The following is a 22,102-nucleotide window of genomic DNA, read 5'->3' on the forward strand; positions in this document are numbered from 1 at the left end:
GTCAAAGGCAGCCCTTACTGCTCCGCCTTCATCGTCTTGCCCTGGAGACGCTGCAACTCGAGCCACTGCAGGGCGATGATGCTGGTGGCATTGTCTATTTTTCCTTCGGCCAGCCATTGCATTGCCTGCTCTCTGGGCAGGCGATGCACCCGTATGTCTTCACTCTCGGTAGCCACCCCGGCATGAGTGGCCGCCTGGCTGGCATCCACTTCGCCGATAAACACGGTGATGCGCTCGCTGCAGCCGCCGGGAGTGGAAAAATAACTCATGACCCGGGTCAGCTTGTTCAGGGTCAGGCCCGCTTCTTCCTCGGCTTCGCGGCGTACGACCTCTTCTGCCGACTCGCCCTCTTCCACTATGCCCGCCACCACTTCCAGCAACCAGGGGCTGCCCTCGGCATGAACGGCGCCAACCCGAAACTGTTCTACCAGCACCACCTCGTCGCGCACCGGATCATAGGGCAATACCGCCGCCGCATGACCCCGGTCGAACAGCTCGCGGGTAATTTCCTCACTCCAGCCACCGGCAAACAGCTTGTGCCGCAACCGCACCCGCAACAGACGGAAAAAACCCTTGTAGCCCACTTCTTCGGCCAGCAGCTGCAGGTCTTCCCGACCAAAAACGGAATAATGCTTTGTGCTCATGGCGTCTCCTTTATTGACATTGGACGGACTGATTCTAGATTGGCGCCGGTGATAAATGAACGTTTATTCCCTTCTGTTCGGCGCAGCAATGGCATCCATTGGCATGATGCCGAACGAATAATATCGAGGTTGCCGTTATACTGAACGGACCAAAACCCACTGCCTGCCCTTAGGGTCTGTTGACCCCAGCACGGCGATAATTGCTCACCCAGTTACGTAAGGCTACACCATGAAAAAAACGCTGTTGTCGACCCTGATATTGTTCTGTGCGTCAGGCCCGGCTCAGGCCGAAGACTTGCTGGATATCTACCAGCAGGCGACACAAAACGATCCCCAGGTACGTCAGGCCAAAGCCGAGCGTGATGCCGCCTTCGAGAAGATAAACGAGTCCCGTGCCGTGCTGTTACCCCAGATTGATCTTGGTGCCGGCCTCAACCATATACAGAGCAACCGGAACGACCGCTCCACCGCCAATGCGGAGCTCAGTCTTGGCCAGTCGCTCTACCGCAAGTCCAGCTGGATCAACCTGGATATCACGGAGAAAGCCGCCACCCAGACCGAGGTGAGCTACAGGCAGGTACAGCAGGCCTTGATTGTGCGTGCCACTCAGGCCTATTTTGCCGTGCTCGGCGCCGAAGATGTCCTGAGCTTCGTCCAGGCCAACAAGGAAGCGGTCAGCCGCCAGCTCGATCAGACCAGACAGCGCTTCGAAGTGGGTCTGAGCGCCATGACCGACGTGCACGAGGCCCAGGCCCAGTTCGATCAGGCGCTGGCCGAAGAAATTGCTGCCGAAAACGCGGTCAACAACGCCAAGGAAGCACTGCGGGAGCTGACCAACATGAGCTACGCCCGGTTGAACAAGCTCGATACCGAGACATTCAGCCCGCAGGCATCGGTGGTGACCGCCGACGCCTGGCTGGAGATCGCCCTGGAGCAGAATCTGGAGCTGCATCGCCAGCGCATCGGCAAAGACATCGCCAGCGAGCAGATCGGCCTGGCCCGGTCCGGGCATCTGCCGACCCTGGATCTGAACGCCGGCCTGAGCAGCAACTATACCGATAACAATAATAGTGGTTCAGGTTTCGGCTCCGGCGACGGCACCCTGAGCGAAGGCACCATAGGGCTGTCATTCAAATTGCCGGTCTACAGCGGTGGCGCCACCAGTTCCCAGGTGAAGCAGGCCCAGTACAACTATGTGGCCGCCAGCGAGCAACTGGAGCGCAGCTTCCGGTCGGTACAGAGCCAGGTGTACTCCTCATACAATGACGTCAGTGCCGCCACCGGCTCTATTCGCGCCTTCGAGCAGTTCGTCGTGTCGGCCCAGAGCGCACTCGAGGCTACCGAGGCGGGCTACGAAGTCGGCACCCGCACCATCGTCGATGTGCTCAATGCCACCCGTCAGCTGTATGACGCCAAGCAGAACCTGTCTGCCGCGCGCTACAACTACATCCTGAGTCAGCTGCAGCTGAAACAGGCCGCCGGTAACCTGACCGAGCAGGATCTGGTGGATATCAACAACGGCTTGAAACGCTGAAGTGAGGGGTGAGGGGTGAGGGGTGAGGGCTGAGGGGTGAGGGGTGAGGAGTAAAAGGAAGGCATCACGCCTTCCCCTTTTCGTTGTTGATGGGCATATCGCTCCCGGCCCGGCGCATCAGCCAGCCGGCAGTGAGGCCGAGTAGCAGAATCCTCAGCACGTGATGAAAGATCACCCAGGACGGTTCCAGCCCGGTCACCAGCGCCAGATAAATCATCGCCTCCACCGCGCCCGGGGCATAGGCCAGCCACACCTGAAACACCGGTAAATTCAACCACCAGGCCACGATCGCCGCCCAGCCCAGTGCGATCACCGAGCTCGACAGGCTGATCAAGAGACCGACCAGCAGCAACTGGCCCATCTCTCTGGCCGGCAACCGCTTCAGCCGACTGCCCACCAGGGCGCCCAGCAATACCATACTCACCGGTATCAGGCCGGCCACCGGCACCGAAGAGGCGCCCAGCCAGGCCGCATATGCCGCCGCCAGAAAGACCCCCGCCAGAATGTAACTGGCCGGCACCCGTAGCAAACCGGCTCCCTTGCCCAGCACCCAGGCCGCCAGCACCAGCAGCAGGCTCTCGGGCAGGGTCAGCACCCGGCTGACCGGAGTATCCACAACCGGCACCCATTCCAGCAGCATGACGGCACTGACCGTCGCCACCAGGGCGATCACCCGCACCGTTTGCGACAGTATCACCCTGATCGGGTTATCCAGCCGGGTGGCCAGTGCCGCCATGATTGACAGCGCCCCGGGCGAGGCCCCCATTGCCGCCTCCTGCCGCGACCAGCCCAGGCGACGCAGCAGATACTGCCCCAGCGGTATCTGGGTGGCCAGACACAGCAAAAGCCCTGTCACGCTGAACAGCAGCGAGGCAGGGCCGGGAAAGTCGAACTCCAGGCGCAACCCGACGGCCACCCCCAGACACGCCTGGATGGGAGGCAGCAGGGCCTTTGGCAACCGCACTTCCAGTCCCAGCATGGCGGAAAGGGCCACCAGCAGCATGGCTCCCAGCAGCCAGTCGGACGGAAAACCGGCCCAGTGGGCCAGTCCTCCTCCCGCCGCACCCAGGGCACAGGTACGGAGCCAGGTCATCATGCCTGTGCCGCCTCCTGCTGCTGCAGGGCGGCCCGGCGGCGCTTGCGTCGGCCCATCACCCAGGGCAGTACCAGCACCAGGACGCTGAAGCCCCACAGGCTCAGGGTGACACCGTTGTTGAACAGTATGCTCCAGTCACCGGCACTGATCGACAGGGCCCGGCGCAGGTTGTCTTCCAGTACCTCGCCCAGTACCAGACCCAGGATCACCGGCGCCAGCGAGAAGTCCAGCTTGCGCAGGATAAAGCCGAACACCCCCAGCACTATCATGAAGAAGAGATCGAAACTGGCGCCATGGATGGAGTAGATACCGACGAAGGTCAGCATCACGATTACCGGCACCAGGTAGGCCTGACGCACACTCAGCATGCGCACGAAGATACCGACCAGCGGCAGGTTCATCACCAGCAGGGCGATGTTACCCACAAACATGGAGGCAATCAGACCCCAGGCGATGTCCGGCTTCTGGCTGAACAGCAGGGGACCCGGCGTCACGTCGAACAGCAGCAGGGCGCCGAGCAGGATGGCGGTGGTGCCGGAGCCGGGAATGCCCAGGGTCAGCATGGGCACCATGGAACCGACTGCCGCCGAGTTGTTGGCTGCCTCGGGCGCGGCCAGACCGCGCACGTCGCCTTGCCCGAAGGTGTTGTTTTCACCGGCCATGCGTTTTTCGGTACCGTAGGCCACGGCACTCGCCACGGAGGCGCCGGTGCCGGGCAGCACGCCGATCACGAAACCGATCAGGGTGGAACGCAGCACTGTCCAGCGCACCGCCACCAGATCCGCCGCCTTGACGAACGACTTGCTCACCTTGTCTATTTTAGTGTTGCCGCTGTAGTGATGCTCCACCAGCAACAGGATTTCGCTGATGGCGAACATGCCGATCACCACCACCAGGAAGTCGACACCGTCAAACAGGCTGGTCAGACCGAAGGTGAAACGCAGCACACCGGTGCCCGAATCGACGCCGACGGTAGCCAGCGCCAGTCCGATGATGGCACCGATCACGGTTTTTACCGGACGCGAGCCGACCATGGAGGCCAGACAACAGAGGGCAAACACCATCAACGCCACGAATTCCGCCGGCCCGAAGGTCACCGCCAGTTTGGTCAGTACCGGCGTAAAGATCACCAGCAGGATCAGCGCGCCCATGGAGCCGGCAAAGGACGACACCGCCGACAGCGCCAGCGCCCGACCGCCCTCGCCCCGCTTGGCCATGGGGTAACCGTCCAGGGTGGTCATGATGGCGCCCGCATCCCCGGGCACATTGAGCAGTATGCTGGAGATACGACCGCCGTATTCGGCGCCGTAATAGACCCCGGCCAGCAGTATGATGGCCGACGCCGGCTCCAGGCCCATGGAATAGGCCAGCGGCAACAGGATGGCGATACCGTTGATCGGCCCTATGCCCGGCAGGGCGCCCATCAGGGTACCGAAAAAACAGCCTGCCAGTACCAGCGCCAGATTCATCGGCGTCAGGGCGACGGCAAAGCCCTCGACCAGGCTAGAAAAAACATCCATACAATTAACCTCCAAACACGGCGCCAACCGGCACATTCAGTTCCAGCACCCGGCTCAGCAGCACATAACCCACACCGCCAAGGGCGGCGGAATAGAGCGCGGCCTTGCCCCAGCCCAGCCCGAAGAGCCGGGCAAAGACGGCACCGACCAGCAGGGTGGACAGCATGAAGCCCAGCAATTCAAAGCTCCAGGCGTATGCCAGCAGACCCAGCACCACCAGCAGGTGACGGCCGAACATGCTGCGGCTGTAGGCTTCCTTCAGGCGATCGGGTCTGATCGCCAGCCAGGCCGTGCAGGCGAACAGCAGCACCGCCAGGATCAGGGGAATGGCCTTGGGGCCCACGGGTTCATATTGAAAGGGCACCTCGAGTTGCCAGGCGGCGGCCCCCAGGGCCACCGCCGCCAACATCAGTACCAGAGAAAAAAGACGATCAGCCATGGGGCCCCCTCTTACCTGAGCAGTCCCATCTCGCGGGACAGGTTCTGGAATTTATCGATCTCGGCCCGGATGTAGGCTTCAAACTCGTCACCGGCCATCGACAGCGGGAACAGGCCCTGATTGTTGCGTACCTGGGTAAAGGCATCGGTCTGGTACAAATCATTGAACTGCTCTACCCAGTAGTTGTAGGCGTCGTCGGATGCATCCGGCGCCATGTAGAAGCCGCGCATGATGGGCCATTCCATATCGAAGCCCTGCTCCTGCGCCGTCGGAATGCCGGCAAAATCGCCCTCCAGCCGCTCCGGTGACAGCACCGCCAGCACCCGGACTATGCCCGCATCCAGCTGGCCCTTGATCTCGGACACATCGCCCGGGTACACCTGAATGTGGTTACCCAGTACCGCCGCCAGAGCATCGCCACCGCCCTCGTAAGCCACATAGCGCATGGTGCGCGGATCCAGGCCCAGGCTCTTGTACAGGAACGCCGCCTTCATCCAGTCCTGGCTGCCCACGGTACCGCCGGCACCGAAGACCAGAGTGGGGTTGGACTTGATCTCCTCCGCCAGCTCCTGCAGGGTGTTCCAGGGCGCATCGGCCTTGACGATGATGGCACCATAGTCGGTACCGACGGCACCAATCCAGCGGGCATCATCCACATCCAGATCCTTGCCAAACTTGCTCAGCGCCAGGTTGAGCGAAGAGCCGGAGCTGAAGGCCACCACGGCGTTGTCGTCGGTACGACGGTTGCTGTTCATGTGGGTATAGGCCACGGCTCCCACGCCGCCGGGCATGAAGGTCACCCGCATCGGCTCTTGCAGCAGACCGGACTTGTCCAGGCTGGAGGTCAGGATACGACAGGTCAGATCGAAACCACCGCCCGGCTTGGCGGGGGCGATACATTCCGGTTTTTTGGGAGTAAAATCCGCATGAGCAGAGCCGGCGGCCATTGCCAGCAGGCCGGCACCCAGAACAGCATGAACCAGAGGGGTTGATTTCATCTTGTTATCTCCTTGAGGACAATTCCATTTCGCTGCTTGCTTCGTGTAAACAGCTTGTTAACATCCGGAATGCTAGCCCCCAAAGCTGTCACCAAGCTGTCATCGCCCAACAGAGGAGTAAATCGTGCGCATTCTTGTGATAGAAGACACCAAAGTGCTGGGTGAAGCCATCGCCGACCGGCTACAGAAGCTGGGCCACGGCACCGACCTTATCGGTAACGGTCGCCAGGCTGCCGACTGGCTGCGCCACCAGCGGGTCGACCTGATCATCCTGGATCTCAACCTGCCCGGTCTCGGCGGCGAAGGGGTGCTGGCAGAGCTGCGCCAGCGCAAGACCGATACCCCGGTGTTGATCCTCACCGCCCGGAATCAAATTGACGATCGCATCAAGCTGCTGGATCTGGGCGCCGACGATTACCTGACCAAACCCTTCGATTTCGGCGAGCTGGAAGCCAGAGTACGAGCCCTGCTGCGACGCAAGCAGGGCTATGCCTCCAATATCAGCGAGCACGGCAACCTGGTGTTCAACCGCGACGCCAAAACGGTCACCATCGACGGGCAGCCCTGCCCGCTGGTCAACCGGGAGTTCCGGCTGCTGGAGATTTTTCTGAGTGGCCTGGAGCGGGTGATGAGCAAGGAAGAGCTGACCGAAAAACTGTTCAATGCCGATGAAACCCCGTCCGCCAATGCCATCGAGCTTTATGTCGCCCGCCTGCGCAAGAAGCTGGCCGGCAGCTCGCTGCAGATACAGACGCTGCGCGGCCTCGGCTATGTCGCTCGGGTCATGCAGCCGTGAACAAGGCACCGGGCCATCATCCGGCCCTGCGTCGGCGTCTGCTGCTGCTCAGCGGCACCGTCCTCGTCGGCCTGGCGTTGTTGGCGATGGGGCTGATGGCCTCCTACAGCAGAAAAACCGCCGATCGCAGCTACGACATCATGCTCAACAGCGCCACCCTGCAGATGGCCAATGCGGTCCGCCACACCGAGCAGGGCTTCAACGTGGATATTCCGGTTGCCGCCTTCGCCACCCTGGCGCTGGCGCCACAGGATCGCGTCTTCTACCGGATCAGCATCAACGGCCGCTTTCTGACCGGTTATCGCTCCTTGCCGGATCTGCCGTCCGGCTCCCCGGACCAGCGGCAGCTGACCCTGCAACAACCGGATTTCTTCGATGTCGAATTTGACGGCGAGCCGGTTCGGGTGGCCCGTCTGATCCGCCTGAATACCGAGCGGCTGCCCCATGATGAAATCCGGATAGAGCTGGCCCAGACCCGGCTCGCCCGCCAGCAGCTGAGTGACGAGATCCTGTATCCGGCCCTGAAGCTGATCCTCGGCCTGCTGTTCAGTGCCCTGCTGCTGCTGTGGCTCGGTATCTATTACGCCCTGCGTCCCTTTGCCCTGATCACCCGGGCGCTGGCCCGACGACAGCCCCGGGATCTGACGCCCCTGTCACTGCCGGTGCCCAAAGAAACCCTGCCGCTGTTGAATACCATCAACCATTTTATCGCCCGTCAGCAGCAGATGCTGTCCCGGCTGGAAGCCAGAACCTCGGTCGCCGCCCACCAGCTGCGCACTCCCCTCGCCAGCCTGCGCGCCCTGAGCGAAAACGCCCGGGACGAACAGGACGCAGAAAAACAACGCATACAGCTGCGCGGTCTGATAGAGCAGTGCGATCAGCTGGCGCTCACCGTCGATCACCTGCTGAATCAGGCCATGCTGGACCATCGTTTTCACAGCCAGGAGCTGCTCCCTCTGGAACTGAATGCACTGGCCAGAAAGGTGTGTCTGGCACTGGCCGTGCCGGCCCTGCAACGACGGGTGGCGCTGTCCTTCGAGGCTGCGGACACGCCCTTGTGGATCCGGGGAGACGAGGTTGCCCTGACCCAGATGCTGAACAACCTGATTGATAATGCCGTGGCCCACTCTCCTCCCGACAGCCAGGTGGAAATATTGCTGCGCCAGGCACCCGAACCGACCGTCCTTATCCGGGATCGGGGACCGGGTATTCCCGCGACCGAGAAGGAAAAGGTCTTCGAGCGTTTCTACCGGGGCAGCAGCGGCCGCTATCGGGGCTCCGGCCTGGGCATGGCCATCGCCCGGGACGTGGCGGAGCACCACGGCGCCCGCATCCTGCTGCAGGACAATAAACCCGGAGGCTTGCAGGTCGAGATCCATTTCGAATCCCACCGGAGCCTTTCATGATACTGCCACCCCTGCTCGCCCCCGTATTTAGCCTCTTGCTTCTGGTCCTGCCTGTGCAGGCGGCGCAGGAATTTCTGCTGCCCGCCTCCGCAGGGCCAGAGCGGAAACTGGTGATCTACAGCGCCACCGACTATCTCCACCTGGAACCGCTGCTACAGCACTTCCAGCAAGAGCACCCCCGGCTGAGCATCCGTCTGCTGGATCTGAATACCCAGGAATTGCATGACCGATTTCTGACCGAAGGCCCCGACTCGCCGGCGGATCTGCTGATCAGCTCGGCCATGGATCTTCAGCTCAAGCTGGTCAACGACGGTCACGCTCGCCCCTGGCGCTCGAATCAGACCCTGGCGCTGCCCGCCGAGGCGCACTGGCGTCATGAGCTGTTCGCCTTTACTTTCGAGCCGGTGCTGACGGTCTTCAACCGGACTCTGCTCGGGCCGCATCCCGTGCCTCGCAGCCGACAGGAACTGCTGACCCTGCTGCGCCGGGATCCCGCCCGTTTTGCCGGTCGCATCGCCACCTACGACATAGTAAGCAGTGGCGTCGGCTATCTGCTGGCCAGTCAGGATAGCCAACAGGGACTCATGTATGGCCGCTTGCTGGAAGCCTTCGGCAGCCTCGCCGTTCATCTCGACGACACCAGCAACGGTATGCTGGAAAGCCTGGCCCGGGGCAATATGGTCATCGGCTATAACCTGCTCGGCTCCTATGTTTCCTCGGCCCTCGCTCGTTACCCTCAGCTGGAGGCGCTGGCGCCCGAAGACTATACCCTGATGCTGATGCGGCTGGCGCTGATCCCCAACTCGGCACCCCATCCCACCGCCGCCGGTGAGCTGATCGACTTCATGCTGTCGGCCCGGGGCCAGGCGCTGCTCGCCCAAAGCGGCCTGCATCCCCTGCTGGAGCCAGACTCGGACCAGCTCCGACTGGCGGTACAGGCCCAGGGTCCCATCACCCTAATCCCCCTGACGCCGGCGTTACTGCCACTTCAGGACCGGCTCGCCAGAAAGCACTTCATCGACACCTGGACTCACTCCATCGCGGCCCCGAACGCCGCGCCCTGAACCGCCACCATCAGCGTCTCGCCGGCCTGCACCATCATGGGCCAACTGCCTTGTCACCGTGCAAGGCGCTGCCCCGATAAAAAGATAACCAGTTGATTAACAATAAAATAACGTAATGGCACAAGCTTTGCTTGATAGATGTAAACACCTCTATCACAGGGTCATTATGACAGCTTCGATCCATACCACCTGCCCCTATTGCGGCGTTGGCTGCGGGGTAAAGGTTGACAGCCAGGGTGCCGTTGCCGGTGACCCGCTTCATCCCGCCAACCGGGGTGCCCTCTGCGTCAAGGGCATGGCCCTCGGGGAAAGCCAGACCCTGCCCCACCGTCTGCTGTATCCCCGGGTCGACGGCAGGCAGGTGGACTGGTCCGAGGCCATCGACACCGTCGCCGGCGGCTTTCGCGACATTATCGAGCAGCATGGCCCCCAAGCCGTGGCCTTCTATGGGTCGGGTCAGATGATGACCGAAGACTATTATGTGGCCAACAAGCTGATGAAGGGTTTTATCGGCTCCGCCAACATGGATACCAATTCCCGCCTGTGCATGTCATCCGCCGTCGCCGCCCAGCAACGGGCCTTTGGCGAAGACGCCGTACCCGCCAGCTATGAGGATCTGGCCGAGGCCGAACTGGTGATACTGGTCGGAGCCAACAGCGCCTGGACTCACCCGATTCTTTTTCGCCGACTGGAGCAGGCCAGGGCCGCCAACCCCAAACAGCAATGGGTGGTGATAGATCCGCGGGGGACGGCCACCAGCCAGCAGACCAATCTGCACCTGCAAATCACCCCCGGCTCGGATCTGCTGCTGTTCAATGGCCTGGCCCGTCGCATCCTGGACAGAGCCGGCATGGACTGCGCCTTTGTCGAGCGACATGTGGCCGGCTTTGCCGAACTGAGCCTGGCCCTGAGCGGGCCCGAATACACCACCGGCAAGGTGGCCGAGGCCACCGGCCTGAGCGTGGCCGAGCTGAACCGCTTCTACCAGCTCTTTCTCGACAACCCGAAAACCCTGACCCTGTTCTGCATGGGGATCAACCAGTCGGAGCGGGGCTCCGACAACGTCAACGCCATCATCAACTGTCACCTGCTGACCGGCCGTATCGGCAAGCCGGGCGCGGCGCCCTTTTCCCTCACCGGCCAGCCCAATGCCATGGGCGGCCGGGAAGTCGGCGGTCTGGCCAACCAGCTGGCGGCCCATATGGACTTTGCTCCCGACAACCGGGACAAGGTGGCCCGTTTCTGGCACACCGACAACCTGGCCCCGGGCCCCGGCCTGAAAGCCATGGAGATGATCGACGCCCTGGAACGGGGCGACATCAAGGCACTGTGGGTCATGGGCTCCAACCCGGCGGTGTCCCTGCCCGACAGCGTCCGTGTCCGTCGCGCCCTGGAAAAGTGCGAACTGCTGGTGGTGTCGGATATCAGCCCCAATACCGATACCGCCCGCCTGGCCAGGGTGCTGTTGCCCGCCGCCGGCTGGGGTGAAAAGGACGGCACCGTCACCAACTCGGTTCGCACCCTGTCCCGGCAGCGTCCGTTCAAGCCGGCCCCCGGCGCCGCCAGAGCCGATTGGTGGGCCATCTGCCAGGTGGCCAGGGCCATGGGCTTTGAACAGGCCTTCGCCTTCGACTCGCCCGCCGCGATTTTCCGCGAGCACGCGGCCCTGTCCGGCTTCGAGAATAACGGCCAACGGCTGTTCGATATTTCCGCCCTGAGCCACCTGAACGACGAGCAATATCAAGGGATGACACCACGCAGCTGGCCCCTGGCCGGTCAGCAGTCCGGTCCGGCCCGGCTGTTTGCCGATGGCCGTTTTTCCACCCCGGATGGCAAGGCCCGCCTGCATGTCGGCCATGCCCGGTCACGGCCCGAGCCGGCCGGTGCCCGCCTGCTGCTCAATACCGGTCGACTGCGGGATCAGTGGCATACCATGAGTCGCACCGGTCATGTGGCCCGGCTGATGGCCACGGCCAGCGAGCCTCAGGCCCAGATCCATCCGCAGACCCTGGCCCGGGCCGGCCTCGACCAGGCGCAACTTGTCCAGCTGCACAACGAGCGCGGTCATACCCTGTTACGGGTTGTCGCCGACGACAACATCGCCCCCGGCGAGATCTTCGTCCCCATGCACTGGAGTGGCGAGTTCGGCTCGGGCGGCCGGGTAAACGATCTGGTCACCGCCCGCGGCTGCCCCACCTCGGGTCAACCGGCCTTCAAGCAGAACCTGGTGCAGGTGGCGGCGGTACAGCATCAATGGCAGGCCAGCTGGATAGGCCTGACCGCTCCTTCCTGGTTGCCGGAATGGTGGAGCCTCCGCCCGCTGGAGAGCGGCGAATGCTGGAGCCTGATCGATTCGCAGACCTCGATTGCCGAGGCCAGGGCCGCCCTGACCCGTGAAGGCAGCTGGCTGGACTGGCCGCTGCCCCGGGGGCGGCTGCTGATCGGACTGAACGCAGGCAAGATAGAAAGCCTGTTGCTGCTTGGCCACTTACCCTGGCAGATTAATCCCGATCCCCTGGCCTCCCTGCTGGGCTCGCCGCTGCAACCCAGCCTGCTGATCGCTCAGCTGAGTCAGGCCCTGGCCGGCAATGGCCGCCTGGTCTGCAGTTGCTGGAGCGTCACCGAGGAGAGCATCCGCCAGGCCATCGACGACGGCGTCGAACAGATTGACGAATTGCAGCAGCAACTGAAATGCGGCACCCGTTGCGGCTCCTGTATCCCCGAGCTAAAACAGTTGATGGCGGCCTGTCAGGACCAGCCTCAAGGAGAGAAGTTATGAGCCAGACCATGCATGTCACCCTGGTGGGCGCCGGCCCCGGCGATCCCGAACTGTTGACCATCAAGGCCCTGCGGGCAATGGAACAAGCCGATGTGGTGGTTTACGACAGCCTGGTGAGTCCGGAGATACTGGCGCTGATCCCCGGCGGGATCAAGCGGCTGGAGATGGGCAAGCGCTGTGGCAAGAACAGTGCCCGCCAGGAAGATATCTGTGCCGTACTGGTACGCCTGGCCAGGGCCGGCAACCGGGTGGTACGACTCAAGGGGGGCGATCCCCTTATCTTTGGTCGGGGGGGTGAAGAAGCCCTCTATCTCAAGCAGCACGACATTCCCTTCAGTGTGGTGCCCGGCATCACCGCCGCTCTGGGCTGTGCCGCCTCCAGCCTGATCCCGCTCACCCACAGAGGGCTGTCCCGGGCCGTTACCCTGGTGACCGGCCACCTGCAAAAAGGCGGCGAATTCAGGGGCTGGTCCGCCCTGGCCCAGGCCGGACAGACCCTGGTGTTCTACATGGGCCTGGAGCAGGCCGACGTGATCCAGCAGCAGTTACTGGCAGAAGGCTGCCTTTCCCGGCTGCCGGTGGCGCTGATCGAATCGGGCACGACCCGCTCTCAGCAAGTGTGCATCACCGAGCTGGGGCGACTGTCTCAGACCGCCACCGTCCTGACGCCATCGGGCCCGGTACTGATGGTGATCGGCGACGTGGTCGGCCTGCGAGCCGAACTGATCGCCACCCTGAATAGCCTGGATACTCTGGCAGTAGCCTAGCTTCCTGCTTTACCGGCCTGAAGACAGGCCTTTCCCATGATGCGTTCTCCATACTCTGCCATTTGGCTGACTCCCATGTACTGCATGGGAGTTTTTTTTGGCTGACAACAAGATAACAAGTGGTGCAACCCTGCTTCATCTTGGTGAAGCCTGGCGCCTCTGACAGCCGGGCGGCATTAACCCTGACAACAAAAACCCTTTAAAATCAAAATCATAAAAATTGGCACGTATCTTGATACCCCTTATCTATCAGCCGACTGACACCGGTAGCGGATTTAATAACAGGGAGTTATCAAAATGACGTTATGGCAGAAAACAGCCCTGGTCGGGGCTCTTTCCCTTGGCCTGGCAGCCCAGGTCTCGGCCGAAACCAGCATAGGGCCGGCAGAAAAAGACGAGCTGACCCTCGGCTTTATCAAACTGACCGATATGGCCCCGCTGGCCATCGCCTACGAAAAGAGATTTTTCGAAGATGAGGGCCTGTATGTCACCCTCGAATCCCAGGCCAACTGGAAGGTGCTGCTGGACAGGGTCATCTCCGGCGAGCTGGACGGGGCTCATATGCTGGCCGGCCAGCCGATTGGCGCCGCACTCGGCATCGGCACCCAGGCCGAGCTGGTCACCGCCTTCAGCATGGATTTGAACGGCAATGCCATCACCGTCTCCAACACGCTATGGGACGCGATGAAGCCCCACCTCGAGCTGGACGAGACCGGCAAGCCGGTGCATCCCATTTCCGCCGCCGCGCTCCAGCCGGCCCTGACCGAATATCAGCAAGAAGGCAAACCGCTGCAGATGGGCATGGTATTCCCGGTGTCCAGCCATAACTACGAGCTGAGATACTGGCTCGCCGCCGGCGGCATCCACCCCGGCTTCTACGCCCCGCACAAGGGCGACAACAGCGGCCAGCTGCAGGCAGAGGTGCTGCTGTCGGTAACGCCACCGCCGCAGATGCCGGCCACCCTGGAAGCGGGCACCATTTCCGGCTACAGCGTGGGCGAGCCCTGGAACCAGCAGGCCGTGCTCAAGAAAATCGGCGTGCCGGTGATCACCAACCACGACATCTGGCCCTATAACCCGGAAAAGGTCTTTGCCGTCAGCCAGGACTGGAGCGACGCCAACCCCAACACCCATCTCCGTCTGGTCAAGGCGCTGCTGCGGGCCGCCCACTGGCTTGATCAGGGCGACAACGCCAACCGGAAAGAGGCCGTCGATATCTTGTCCCAATCCTATTATGTAGGCGCCGACAAGCAGGTGATCGCCGCCAGCATGACCGGCTCTTTCGAATACGAGCCCGGGGATGTGCGCCCGACGCCTGACTTCAACGTCTTCTTCCGTCATAACGCCAGCTATCCCTATTACAGCGATGCCATCTGGTTCATGACCCAGATGCGCCGCTGGGGTCAGATCCCCGAGGCCCAGAGCGACGACTGGTATCTGGAGCAAGCCAAGCGGGTCTATCGTCCGGATATCTACACCCGGGCCGCCAAGGCGCTGATCGCCGAGGGCAGATTGTCTGCCGACGACTTCCCCGAGCTGAACAGCCGCGACGGCTTCCGTCCCGTCACCCGGGCCTTTATCGATGGCAAAACCTACGACGGCCGTCATCCCAACGCCTACATCGACCAGTTTGCCATCGGCCTGACCGGCGATAGCCAGCTCTAAGGAGGTATCATGATCAACATCATCACCCTGTCCCGACTCTCCGGCCTGAGCTCGCCGCACCGGCTGTCCAGAACCCTGATCCCCCTGCTGGGCATTACCGGTTTTCTGCTGCTCTGGCACCTGCTGGCGGCCCAGGTCACCACCTCCCTCGGTACCCTGCCCGGCCCGGTGCAGACCGGGCAGCAATTCTCCAATCTGGTACAGGAGCACCAGGCCGAGCGGGACCGCGAGCGGGCCTTCTACGACCGGCAGATCGCCCGCAACCTGGCCATCAAGGCGGAGAATCCCGATGCCAAGGTGAAAGTGCGCGGGTTTACCGGTCGCCCCACCTTCTTCGATCAGATCCTGACCAGCCTGAAAACGGTCGCCGCCGGCTTTGTGCTGGCCATGGCCATCGCCATTCCGGCCGGTATCGCCCTGGGGCTGAACCGGAGCCTGCATCAGGCATTGAACCCTGTGGTGCAACTGCTCAAGCCGGTGTCGCCCCTGGCCTGGCTGCCGCTGGTGACCATAGTGGTCAGTGCCCTCTATGTGAGTCCCGAGCCGCTGGTGTCCAAGTCATTCCTGATCTCCCTGGTCACCGTCACCCTGTGCAGCCTGTGGCCGATGCTGATCAACACCGCCGTAGGGGTCGCCAACATGGACCAGGATCTGGTCAACGTCAGCAAGATGCTGCGCCTGCCCGGCCTCACCCATGTGCGCAAGATAGTGCTGCCCAGCGCCATTCCCATGATTTTCACCGGCATGCGCCTGTCTCTGGGCGTCGCCTGGATGGTGCTGATCGCCGCCGAGATGCTGGCCCAGAACCCGGGCCTCGGCAAATTCGTATGGGATGAATTCCAGAACGGCAGCAGCGACTCCATGGCCCGTATCATGGTCGCGGTAGTGGTGATCGGCCTGATCGGCTACCTGCTCGACCGGCTGATGCTGGCATTGCAGCAACGCCTGTCCTGGGACAAGAGCAGCGCCAGTCGCTAAGGAGAACGACATGAGCAAGCATTACCTGGAACTGAGCGGTGTGGACATGCGTTTTCGCACCGACAAGGGTGTATTCGAAGCCCTGAAGAACATCAACCTCAGGCTCAAGAAAGGCGAGTTCGTCTCGCTGATCGGTCACTCCGGCTGTGGCAAGAGCACGGTACTCAACCTGGTGGCCGGGCTCTACGCCCCCAGCACCGGCGGCGTCATCCTAGACGGCCGGGAAGTAGACGGCCCCGGTCCCGAGCGGGCCGTGGTGTTCCAGAACCATGCCCTGCTGCCCTGGCTGACGGTGGAGCAAAATATCGCCCTGGCGGTGGACAACACCTTTACCCGGCACGGCAAGGCCGAACGCCAGGAGCGGGTGGCACATTTTCTGTCTCTGGTGCACATGACTCATGCGGCCCACAAGCTGCCCGGCGAGATCTCCGGCGGCATGAAGCAGCGGGTCGGCATCGCCCGGGCCCTGTCGGTAGACCCCAAGGTGCTGCTGATGGACGAGCCCTTCGGTGCCCTCGATGCCCTGACCCGGGCCCACCTGCAGGACTCGCTGATGGAAATCCAGGCCGAGCTGGGCAATACGGTGATCATGATCACCCACGATGTGGACGAAGCCGTGCTGCTGTCGGATCGCATCGTGATGATGACCAATGGTCCCTCCGCCACCATCGGCGAAAGGCTGGACATCCCCCTGGCTCGCCCGCGCAACCGGGTCCAGCTCAGCGACGATCCCCAGTATCACAAACTGCGCCGGCGGGTACTCGGCTTCCTGTACGAAGGCCACGACAAGGTCAGCCAACTCACCAGCAAGTCCAAGGTGGCTTAAGGAGCAAGCTAATGAAACAGCAACTTATCATCATCGGCAACGGCATGGTCGGCCACCATCTGGTACAGCAGCTGGTCGACCGGCAGGGCCTGACCCGGTACGACATCACTGTGTTCGGCGCCGAAAAACACGCAGCCTACGACCGGGTGCACCTGTCGGAGGTGTTCGACGGCAAGACGCCGGAGCAACTGTCCATGGCCGGTGCCAACTGGTACCGCGACCATGGCGTGACCCTGCGCCTGAAGGAAGAAGTGACCGGCATCGACCGGGACGCCAAAACCCTGACCACCTCGCTCGGCCACCGCCTGAGCTACGATCGCCTGGTGCTCGCCACCGGCTCCATTCCCTTCGTGCCGCCCATTCCGGGCAATGATCGGGAAAACTGCTTTGTTTATCGCACCCTGGACGACCTGGCCGATATCAAGGCCGCCTGCCAGCAGGCCAGAACCGGGGTGGTGATCGGTGGTGGCCTGCTCGGCCTGGAGGCCGCCAATGCCCTGCGCCTGCTCGGCCTGGAAACCCATGTGGTGGAGTTTGCCCCGCGGCTGATGCCGGTACAGCTTGATGAACAGGGCGGCACCCTGCTGAAGGAAAAAATCGTCCGCCTGGGGGTGCAGGTTCATACCGAAAAAGCCACCCGCCACATTATCGACGGCGAAGGTGCCCGCCACCGCCTGGAATTTGCCGACGGGGCCGTCCTGGAAACCGACGTGCTGTTGTTCAGTGCCGGTATCCGCCCCCAGGATGCCCTGGCCCGCAGCGCCGGCCTCGCGCTTGGCGAGCGCGGCGGCATCTGCATCGATGACCAGTGCCAGACCTCGGATCCGGCCATACTGGCCATTGGCGAATGTGCCCTGTGGCAAGGCAGGCTGTTCGGTCTGGTCGCCCCCGGCTACCATATGGCCCGGGTCGCCACCGCCCGGCTGCTGGGCACGGAAGGCGCCTTCCAGGGTGCCGACATGAGTACCAAGCTCAAGCTGCTGGGGGTGGAAGTGGGCGCCATCGGCGATGCCCACGGCCAGACTCCGGGCTGCCAGGAAGTGCTGCTGCTCGACCGCAGCAAGGATCTGTACAAGAAACTGGTGCTGAACGAAGCGGGGGATCGCCTGCTCGGCGCCGTGCTGGTGGGTGACACCAGTGACTACGACAGCCTGCTGCAAACCTATCTCAACGACATGCCGCTGCCCGCTCACCCGCTGGCCCTGCTGGTTCCGGAAGGCGCCGAAGGGGGCTCATACAAGGCCGCCCTGCCGGCGACGGCCACCATCTGCTCCTGCCACAATGTCACCAAGGGCGCCATTGTCGAGGCGGTCCAGGGCGGCGCCTGCGATGTGTCCGCGGTCAAGGCCTGCACCAGGGCCGGCACCGGCTGTGGCGGCTGCAGCGGCCTGCTGGGTCAGGTGGTCAACCGGGCGCTGGAAGAACAGGGTATCAGCGCCGACAAGAGCATCTGCGAACACTTTTCCTACAGCCGCCAGGAGCTGTTCCATCTGATCAAGGTCGGCCAGATCAAGAGCTTTGGCGACTTGCTGGCCCGGCACGGGCAGGGCCTGGGTTGCGATATCTGCAAACCGGCGGCCGCCTCCATCCTCGCCTCCCTGTGGAACGAGCATGTGCTGGAGCCCAAACATGCAGGCCTTCAGGACACAAACGACGCCTTTCTTGCCAATATCCAGAAAAACGGTACCTACTCGGTGGTGCCCCGGGTGCCGGCCGGAGAAATTACCCCGGATCAACTGCTGACCATAGGCCGGGTCGCCAAGCGCTACGATCTCTACACCAAGATCACCGGCGGTCAGCGCATCGACCTGTTCGGTGCCCGCCTGGAACAGTTGCCGTTGATCTGGCAGGAACTGATCGACGCCGGCTTTGAAACCGGCCATGCCTACGGCAAGTCGCTGCGCACGGTCAAGTCCTGTGTCGGCTCCAGCTGGTGTCGCTATGGCGTGCAGGACTCGCTGGATATGGCGGTGGCCCTGGAGCACAGATACAAGGGCCTGCGCTCACCGCACAAGCTCAAGTTTGCCGTGTCCGGCTGTACCCGTGAATGCGCCGAGGCCCAGAGCAAGGACGTAGGCGTGATCGCCACCGAGAAGGGCTGGAACCTGTATTTCGGCGGCAACGGCGGCATGCGCCCCCGCCATGCGGACTTGTTCGCCACCGATCTGGATACCGATACCCTGATCCGCTACATCGACCGGCTGCTGATGTTCTATGTGGCCACCGCCGACCGCCTGCAGCGCACCTCGGTCTGGGCCGAAAACCTGGAGGGCGGCCTGGATTACCTGAAACAGGTAGTGATCGAGGATTCCCTCGGCCTGGCGGCAGAGCTGGAAGGGCGCATGACCCATGTGATCGGCAGCTACCAGTGCGAATGGAAGACCACCCTGGAGAGCCCGGAAAAACTCAAGCGCTTCAAGAGCTTTGTCAACACGGATCAGGCCGATGACAGCATCGTCTTCGACCGCAAGCGCGGTCAGATCCGTCCCGCCGAAATGATTGAAATCAAGGAGCTATCATGAGTCTCGTACGTCTTTGCCAACTGGATGAAGTGCCCGTATACGGCGGCATGGCCGCCCTGGTCGAGGGCCGGCAGCTGGCCCTGTTCAACCTGCCGGATCTCGGCTATTTCGCCCTCGACAACTGGGATCCCCTGGGTCAGGCCCAGGTGCTGTCCCGGGGCATACTGGGCGACATCAAGGGCGAGCCCTGCGTCGCTTCGCCCCTCTACAAGCACCATTATTCATTGAAGGATGGCCGTTGCCTGGAGCAGCAAGATACCGCCGTACAGGTCTGGCCGGTGATCGCCAGGGACGGCCAGCTCTGGCTGGCGCAGTAGGCGTATACCACTCCCTCGGCGGCGTCGGCATCAGATAAAACAAAGGGCTTCCCTACCCAGAGAAGCCCTTTTTTACTTTCTTTCCACTTCAGCCGAAGGCGAATGGTCAGCGGGTACGAATGGCCTCGATAATGGCGCTGGTGGAGCAGCCATCCTCGAAGTTGAGCACCCTGACCTCGCCGCCGTTGGCGGTCACTTCCTCGAAACCGGCGATCTGCTCGGGCTCATAGTCGCCGCCCTTGACCAGCACATCCGGCAGGGTCTCGGCAATCAGCCGCTGCGGGGTATCCTCAGCGAAGGGCACCACCCAGTCGACGGCGCCCAGGCCGGCCAGCACCGCCATGCGCCGGTCGACCGTGTTCACCGGGCGACCGTCGCCCTTGAGCGCACGCACCGAGGCATCGGTATTCACCGCCACTATCAGGCGGTCACCCAGCTGGCGGGCATGGTTCAGGTAGGACACATGACCGGCGTGCAGTATGTCGAAGCAGCCGTTGGTCATCACGATCTTCTCGCCCCGGCGACGGGCCGCGTCCACCACATATTTCAGCTGCTGCTCGCTCACCACGCCCATGCCGGACTCGGGGGCACCGTAGAGCACATTGGCCAGCTCGATGGCGGACACGGTGGAGGTCCCCAGCTTGCCCACCACGATACTGGCGGCCACGTTGGCCAGGGCACAGGCTTCGTCCAGCGGCAGGCCGGCGGCCAGGCAGGTGGCCAGGGTGGCGATCACGGTATCGCCGGCACCGGTGACATCGAACACCTCATGGGCCTGGGCCGGCAGGTGCAGTTCATCTTCGTCGGCGCGGATCAGGGTCATGCCGTGCTCGGAGCGGGTCACCAGCAGGGCCTTGAGCTCGAATTTATTCACCAGTTCACGGCCTCGGGCTACCAGTTCCTGCTCGTCTTTCACCTTGCCCACCACGGCTTCGAACTCGCTCATGTTGGGGGTGAGCAGGGTGGCGCCGCGATACTTCTCGAAGTCGGATCCCTTGGGATCCACCAGCACAGGCACACCGGCCTGATTGGCGGCCTGGATCAGCGTCTGCACTTGCGTCAACGCGCCCTTGGCGTAATCGGACAGCACCACTACGCCGGCCCCGCTCAGGGCGGCGCGGGTCTTGTCGGTCAGCGGGGCCGCGTCTTCCGCTGCAAAGCCTTCCTCGAAGTCCAGCCGCAGCAGCTGCTGGTTGCGGCTCATCACCCGCAACTTGGTGATGGTGGGGTGACTGGCCAGACGCACGAAGTCACATTCGACACCCACGCCCTGCATCTTGTCCTGCAGCGAGGTCGCCGCCTCGTCGGCGCCGGTCAGACCCAACAGACGAGCCTTGGCCCCCAGGGCCGCCACGTTCAGCGCCACGTTGGCCGCGCCGCCGGGGCGTTCTTCGTTGTGTTCGACCTTGACCACAGGCACCGGAGCTTCGGGCGAGATACGTCCGGTGGGGCCAGACCAGTAACGATCCAGCATCACATCTCCTACCACCAGCACCCTGGCACTATCGAATTCCGGCAACTTGATCTTCATGGTTCCGACTCTTTTGAACATGGGAAAGGGGAAATATTATCACAGCCACCCATAATCGCACCCGTCGACCGGCCATTGGTGGCCATTCGCGGCCGAGTTAATTAGAATTCCGTCACTTGTTGATAATGACGACCGTTGATAATGGCGACCGCGATGCACGACTCTCGACTTCCCCCTTTTACTCCCGCGCTGCTGCACCCGCGCTATGCATTGAACTGGCTGGGCCTCGGCCTGCTGTGGCTGCTGGTCACCCTGCTGCCTTGGCGTGCCCAGATGGCGCTGGGTCGTGGCCTGGGCCGGCTGTCGATGAAACTGCTGAAATCCCGGGTCAGGGTTGCCCGCCGCAACCTGGAGCTGGCACTGCCGGAGCTTGACGCGAGCGCACGTGAACGCACGCTCAAGGCCAATTTCGAGAGCGTGGGCTGCGCCGTGTTCGAAACCGGCATGGCCTGGTTCTGGCCGCACTGGCGCATGCGCGCCATCACCCGCATGGAAGGCACAGAGCACGTGGATGCCGCCGTGGCCGGGGGCCAGGGCATGCTGCTGCTGTCGGCCCACTTTCTGACTCTTGAGCTGAACGCCCGCCAGTTCGGCCTCTACCGGCCCGGCGTGGGCGTTTACCGCCCCAACACCAATCCGGTGCTGGAATATGCCCAGGTGCAGGGTCGCTGCCGTTCCAACAAGTATCTGGTGGACCGGCTGAACATCAAGGGCATGCTCAAGGCCCTGCGCCAGGGCGACGCCCTCTGGTATGCGCCGGATCACGACTACGGTCGCCATGCCAGCGTGTTCGTGCCTTTCTTCGCGGTCGAACAGGCGGCGACCATCACCGGCACCGCCACCCTGGCGCGGGTGAAGAAAACCGTCACCCTGCCCTGCTTTACCCTGCGTGAAAAAGATGGCTACCGGCTGTTGATCCAGCCGCCCATGGCCGACTTCCCGGTCGGTGACGACGTGGCGGATGCCATCGCCAGCAACCGCGTCATCGAAGCCGCCATCCGCCTGGCCCCGGAGCAGTACATGTGGCTGCACCGGCGCTTCAAGACCACCCCGGAAGGGGTGCCTTATCGTTATTGAGGCTGTGAGGGGTGAGGGGTGTGTTCAATATACGCCGGACGGCTCCTCCCCCTTGGCAGCGAATCGCAGATATCACTGCAGACTGTCGCCAGGGGGAGGCAGGGAGGAGGTGTCGCTTCACTCCGGAGCTGGTGATGTAACCC

18 protein-coding genes are annotated in these 22,102 nt (G+C 62.7%); 12 read left to right on the forward strand and 6 right to left on the reverse strand.

Translation table 11 applies throughout. The annotated features are described in order from the left end of the window. Positions 1-14 precede the first annotated feature (14 nt). Positions 15-644 (reverse strand): ADP-ribose diphosphatase, encoded by a 630-nt coding sequence (gene nudF, locus HNR62_RS05980; protein WP_204795183.1) that lies wholly within the window; start codon positions 642-644, stop codon positions 15-17. A gap of 229 nt (positions 645-873) precedes the next feature. On the opposite strand from nudF, the gene tolC reads away from it, so the two are divergent. Beyond that, positions 874-2,178: an outer membrane channel protein TolC gene (gene tolC / locus HNR62_RS05985; protein ID WP_204795184.1), complete on the forward strand. Its 1,305-nt coding sequence runs from the start codon at positions 874-876 to the stop codon at positions 2,176-2,178. 64 nt (positions 2,179-2,242) lie between these two features. Here tolC and HNR62_RS16290 read toward each other — a convergent pair whose 3' ends face one another. Genes HNR62_RS16290 through HNR62_RS06005 form a run of 4 tightly spaced genes read right to left on the reverse strand, consistent with a single transcriptional unit; the run spans position 2,243 to position 6,231 of the window. Next, on the reverse strand, positions 2,243-3,274 hold the full coding sequence (locus HNR62_RS16290) for an AbrB family transcriptional regulator (RefSeq protein WP_204795185.1): 1,032 nt from the start codon (positions 3,272-3,274) through the stop codon (positions 2,243-2,245). Then, positions 3,271-4,794: a tripartite tricarboxylate transporter permease gene (locus HNR62_RS05995; RefSeq protein ID WP_239552627.1), complete on the reverse strand. Its 1,524-nt coding sequence runs from the start codon at positions 4,792-4,794 to the stop codon at positions 3,271-3,273. The genes HNR62_RS16290 and HNR62_RS05995 overlap by 4 nt, the downstream gene beginning before the upstream one ends. Positions 4,795-4,798: 4 nt before the next feature. Beyond that, the gene (locus HNR62_RS06000) at positions 4,799-5,233 is read right to left on the reverse strand and encodes a tripartite tricarboxylate transporter TctB family protein (protein ID WP_204795186.1); all 435 of its coding nucleotides are present in this window, start codon (positions 5,231-5,233) and stop codon (positions 4,799-4,801) included. Between the two features lie 11 nt (positions 5,234-5,244). Continuing rightward, the gene (locus tag HNR62_RS06005) at positions 5,245-6,231 is read right to left on the reverse strand and encodes a Bug family tripartite tricarboxylate transporter substrate binding protein (protein ID WP_204795187.1); all 987 of its coding nucleotides are present in this window, start codon (positions 6,229-6,231) and stop codon (positions 5,245-5,247) included. 124 nt (positions 6,232-6,355) lie between these two features. Between HNR62_RS06005 and HNR62_RS16370 the strand changes: the two genes are divergently transcribed. The 10 genes from HNR62_RS16370 (at position 6,356) to nirD (ending at position 19,351) form a co-directional block, all read left to right on the forward strand. Further along, positions 6,356-7,027 (forward strand): response regulator, encoded by a 672-nt coding sequence (locus HNR62_RS16370; protein WP_204795188.1) that lies wholly within the window; start codon positions 6,356-6,358, stop codon positions 7,025-7,027. Further along, a complete protein-coding gene (locus HNR62_RS06015) occupies positions 7,024-8,433 on the forward strand; it encodes a sensor histidine kinase N-terminal domain-containing protein (protein ID WP_204795189.1) in 1,410 nt (469 codons plus the stop codon). The genes HNR62_RS16370 and HNR62_RS06015 overlap by 4 nt, the downstream gene beginning before the upstream one ends. Further along, a complete protein-coding gene (locus HNR62_RS06020) occupies positions 8,430-9,497 on the forward strand; it encodes an ABC transporter substrate-binding protein (protein WP_204795190.1) in 1,068 nt (355 codons plus the stop codon). Before HNR62_RS06015 ends, HNR62_RS06020 begins: the two co-directional genes overlap by 4 nt. A gap of 166 nt (positions 9,498-9,663) precedes the next feature. Next, complete coding sequence (locus tag HNR62_RS06025; RefSeq protein WP_239552628.1) at positions 9,664-12,276, forward strand: nitrate reductase; 2,613 nt, start codon at positions 9,664-9,666, stop codon at positions 12,274-12,276. Further along, the gene (cobA, locus tag HNR62_RS06030) at positions 12,273-13,043 is read left to right on the forward strand and encodes a uroporphyrinogen-III C-methyltransferase (protein ID WP_204795191.1); all 771 of its coding nucleotides are present in this window, start codon (positions 12,273-12,275) and stop codon (positions 13,041-13,043) included. Before HNR62_RS06025 ends, cobA begins: the two co-directional genes overlap by 4 nt. A gap of 297 nt (positions 13,044-13,340) precedes the next feature. Next, on the forward strand, positions 13,341-14,708 hold the full coding sequence (locus tag HNR62_RS06035) for a CmpA/NrtA family ABC transporter substrate-binding protein (RefSeq protein ID WP_204795192.1): 1,368 nt from the start codon (positions 13,341-13,343) through the stop codon (positions 14,706-14,708). A 9-nt stretch (positions 14,709-14,717) separates the two neighbouring features. Next, positions 14,718-15,686 carry an ABC transporter permease gene (locus tag HNR62_RS06040; protein WP_204795193.1) on the forward strand — a complete coding sequence of 323 codons (969 nt, stop codon included), beginning with the start codon at positions 14,718-14,720 and terminating at the stop codon, positions 15,684-15,686. A gap of 10 nt (positions 15,687-15,696) precedes the next feature. Next, positions 15,697-16,512, forward strand: a complete 816-nt coding sequence (locus HNR62_RS06045; protein ID WP_204795194.1) for an ABC transporter ATP-binding protein — start codon at positions 15,697-15,699, stop codon at positions 16,510-16,512. Positions 16,513-16,523: 11 nt separating this feature from the next. Continuing rightward, a complete protein-coding gene (nirB, locus tag HNR62_RS06050; RefSeq protein WP_204795195.1) occupies positions 16,524-19,034 on the forward strand; it encodes a nitrite reductase large subunit NirB in 2,511 nt (836 codons plus the stop codon). Further along, a complete protein-coding gene (nirD, locus tag HNR62_RS06055; RefSeq protein ID WP_204795196.1) occupies positions 19,031-19,351 on the forward strand; it encodes a nitrite reductase small subunit NirD in 321 nt (106 codons plus the stop codon). The genes nirB and nirD overlap by 4 nt, the downstream gene beginning before the upstream one ends. 106 nt (positions 19,352-19,457) lie before the next feature. On the opposite strand, the gene hldE is transcribed toward nirD, so the two are convergent. Continuing rightward, positions 19,458-20,882, reverse strand: a complete 1,425-nt coding sequence (hldE, locus tag HNR62_RS06060) for a bifunctional D-glycero-beta-D-manno-heptose-7-phosphate kinase/D-glycero-beta-D-manno-heptose 1-phosphate adenylyltransferase HldE (RefSeq protein ID WP_204795197.1) — start codon at positions 20,880-20,882, stop codon at positions 19,458-19,460. A gap of 153 nt (positions 20,883-21,035) precedes the next feature. Here hldE and lpxL point away from each other — a divergent pair, with 153 nt between their 5' ends. Continuing rightward, positions 21,036-21,959: an LpxL/LpxP family Kdo(2)-lipid IV(A) lauroyl/palmitoleoyl acyltransferase gene (lpxL, locus tag HNR62_RS06065; protein WP_204795198.1), complete on the forward strand. Its 924-nt coding sequence runs from the start codon at positions 21,036-21,038 to the stop codon at positions 21,957-21,959. Positions 21,960-22,102: the final 143 nt, after the last annotated feature.

The organism is Oceanisphaera litoralis (genome assembly GCF_016907015.1).
Classification (GTDB): domain Bacteria; phylum Pseudomonadota; class Gammaproteobacteria; order Enterobacterales; family Aeromonadaceae; genus Oceanimonas; species Oceanimonas litoralis.

What these genes read in the sequence shown, in the direction of transcription:
- nudF (WP_204795183.1), bottom strand. Translation starts at nt 644, where the DNA reads ATGAGCACAAAGCATTATTCCGTTTTTGGTCGGGAAGACCTGCAGCTG.
- tolC (WP_204795184.1), top strand. Translation starts at nt 874, where the DNA reads ATGAAAAAAACGCTGTTGTCGACCCTGATATTGTTCTGTGCGTCAGGC.
- HNR62_RS16290 (WP_204795185.1), bottom strand. Translation starts at nt 3,274, where the DNA reads ATGATGACCTGGCTCCGTACCTGTGCCCTGGGTGCGGCGGGAGGAGGA.
- HNR62_RS05995 (WP_239552627.1), bottom strand. Translation starts at nt 4,794, where the DNA reads ATGGATGTTTTTTCTAGCCTGGTCGAGGGCTTTGCCGTCGCCCTGACG.
- HNR62_RS06000 (WP_204795186.1), bottom strand. Translation starts at nt 5,233, where the DNA reads ATGGCTGATCGTCTTTTTTCTCTGGTACTGATGTTGGCGGCGGTGGCC.
- HNR62_RS06005 (WP_204795187.1), bottom strand. Translation starts at nt 6,231, where the DNA reads ATGAAATCAACCCCTCTGGTTCATGCTGTTCTGGGTGCCGGCCTGCTG.
- HNR62_RS06020 (WP_204795190.1), top strand. Translation starts at nt 8,430, where the DNA reads ATGATACTGCCACCCCTGCTCGCCCCCGTATTTAGCCTCTTGCTTCTG.
- HNR62_RS06025 (WP_239552628.1), top strand. Translation starts at nt 9,664, where the DNA reads ATGACAGCTTCGATCCATACCACCTGCCCCTATTGCGGCGTTGGCTGC.
- cobA (WP_204795191.1), top strand. Translation starts at nt 12,273, where the DNA reads ATGAGCCAGACCATGCATGTCACCCTGGTGGGCGCCGGCCCCGGCGAT.
- HNR62_RS06035 (WP_204795192.1), top strand. Translation starts at nt 13,341, where the DNA reads ATGACGTTATGGCAGAAAACAGCCCTGGTCGGGGCTCTTTCCCTTGGC.
- HNR62_RS06040 (WP_204795193.1), top strand. Translation starts at nt 14,718, where the DNA reads ATGATCAACATCATCACCCTGTCCCGACTCTCCGGCCTGAGCTCGCCG.
- HNR62_RS06045 (WP_204795194.1), top strand. Translation starts at nt 15,697, where the DNA reads ATGAGCAAGCATTACCTGGAACTGAGCGGTGTGGACATGCGTTTTCGC.
- nirB (WP_204795195.1), top strand. Translation starts at nt 16,524, where the DNA reads ATGAAACAGCAACTTATCATCATCGGCAACGGCATGGTCGGCCACCAT.
- nirD (WP_204795196.1), top strand. Translation starts at nt 19,031, where the DNA reads ATGAGTCTCGTACGTCTTTGCCAACTGGATGAAGTGCCCGTATACGGC.
- hldE (WP_204795197.1), bottom strand. Translation starts at nt 20,882, where the DNA reads ATGAAGATCAAGTTGCCGGAATTCGATAGTGCCAGGGTGCTGGTGGTA.
- lpxL (WP_204795198.1), top strand. Translation starts at nt 21,036, where the DNA reads ATGCACGACTCTCGACTTCCCCCTTTTACTCCCGCGCTGCTGCACCCG.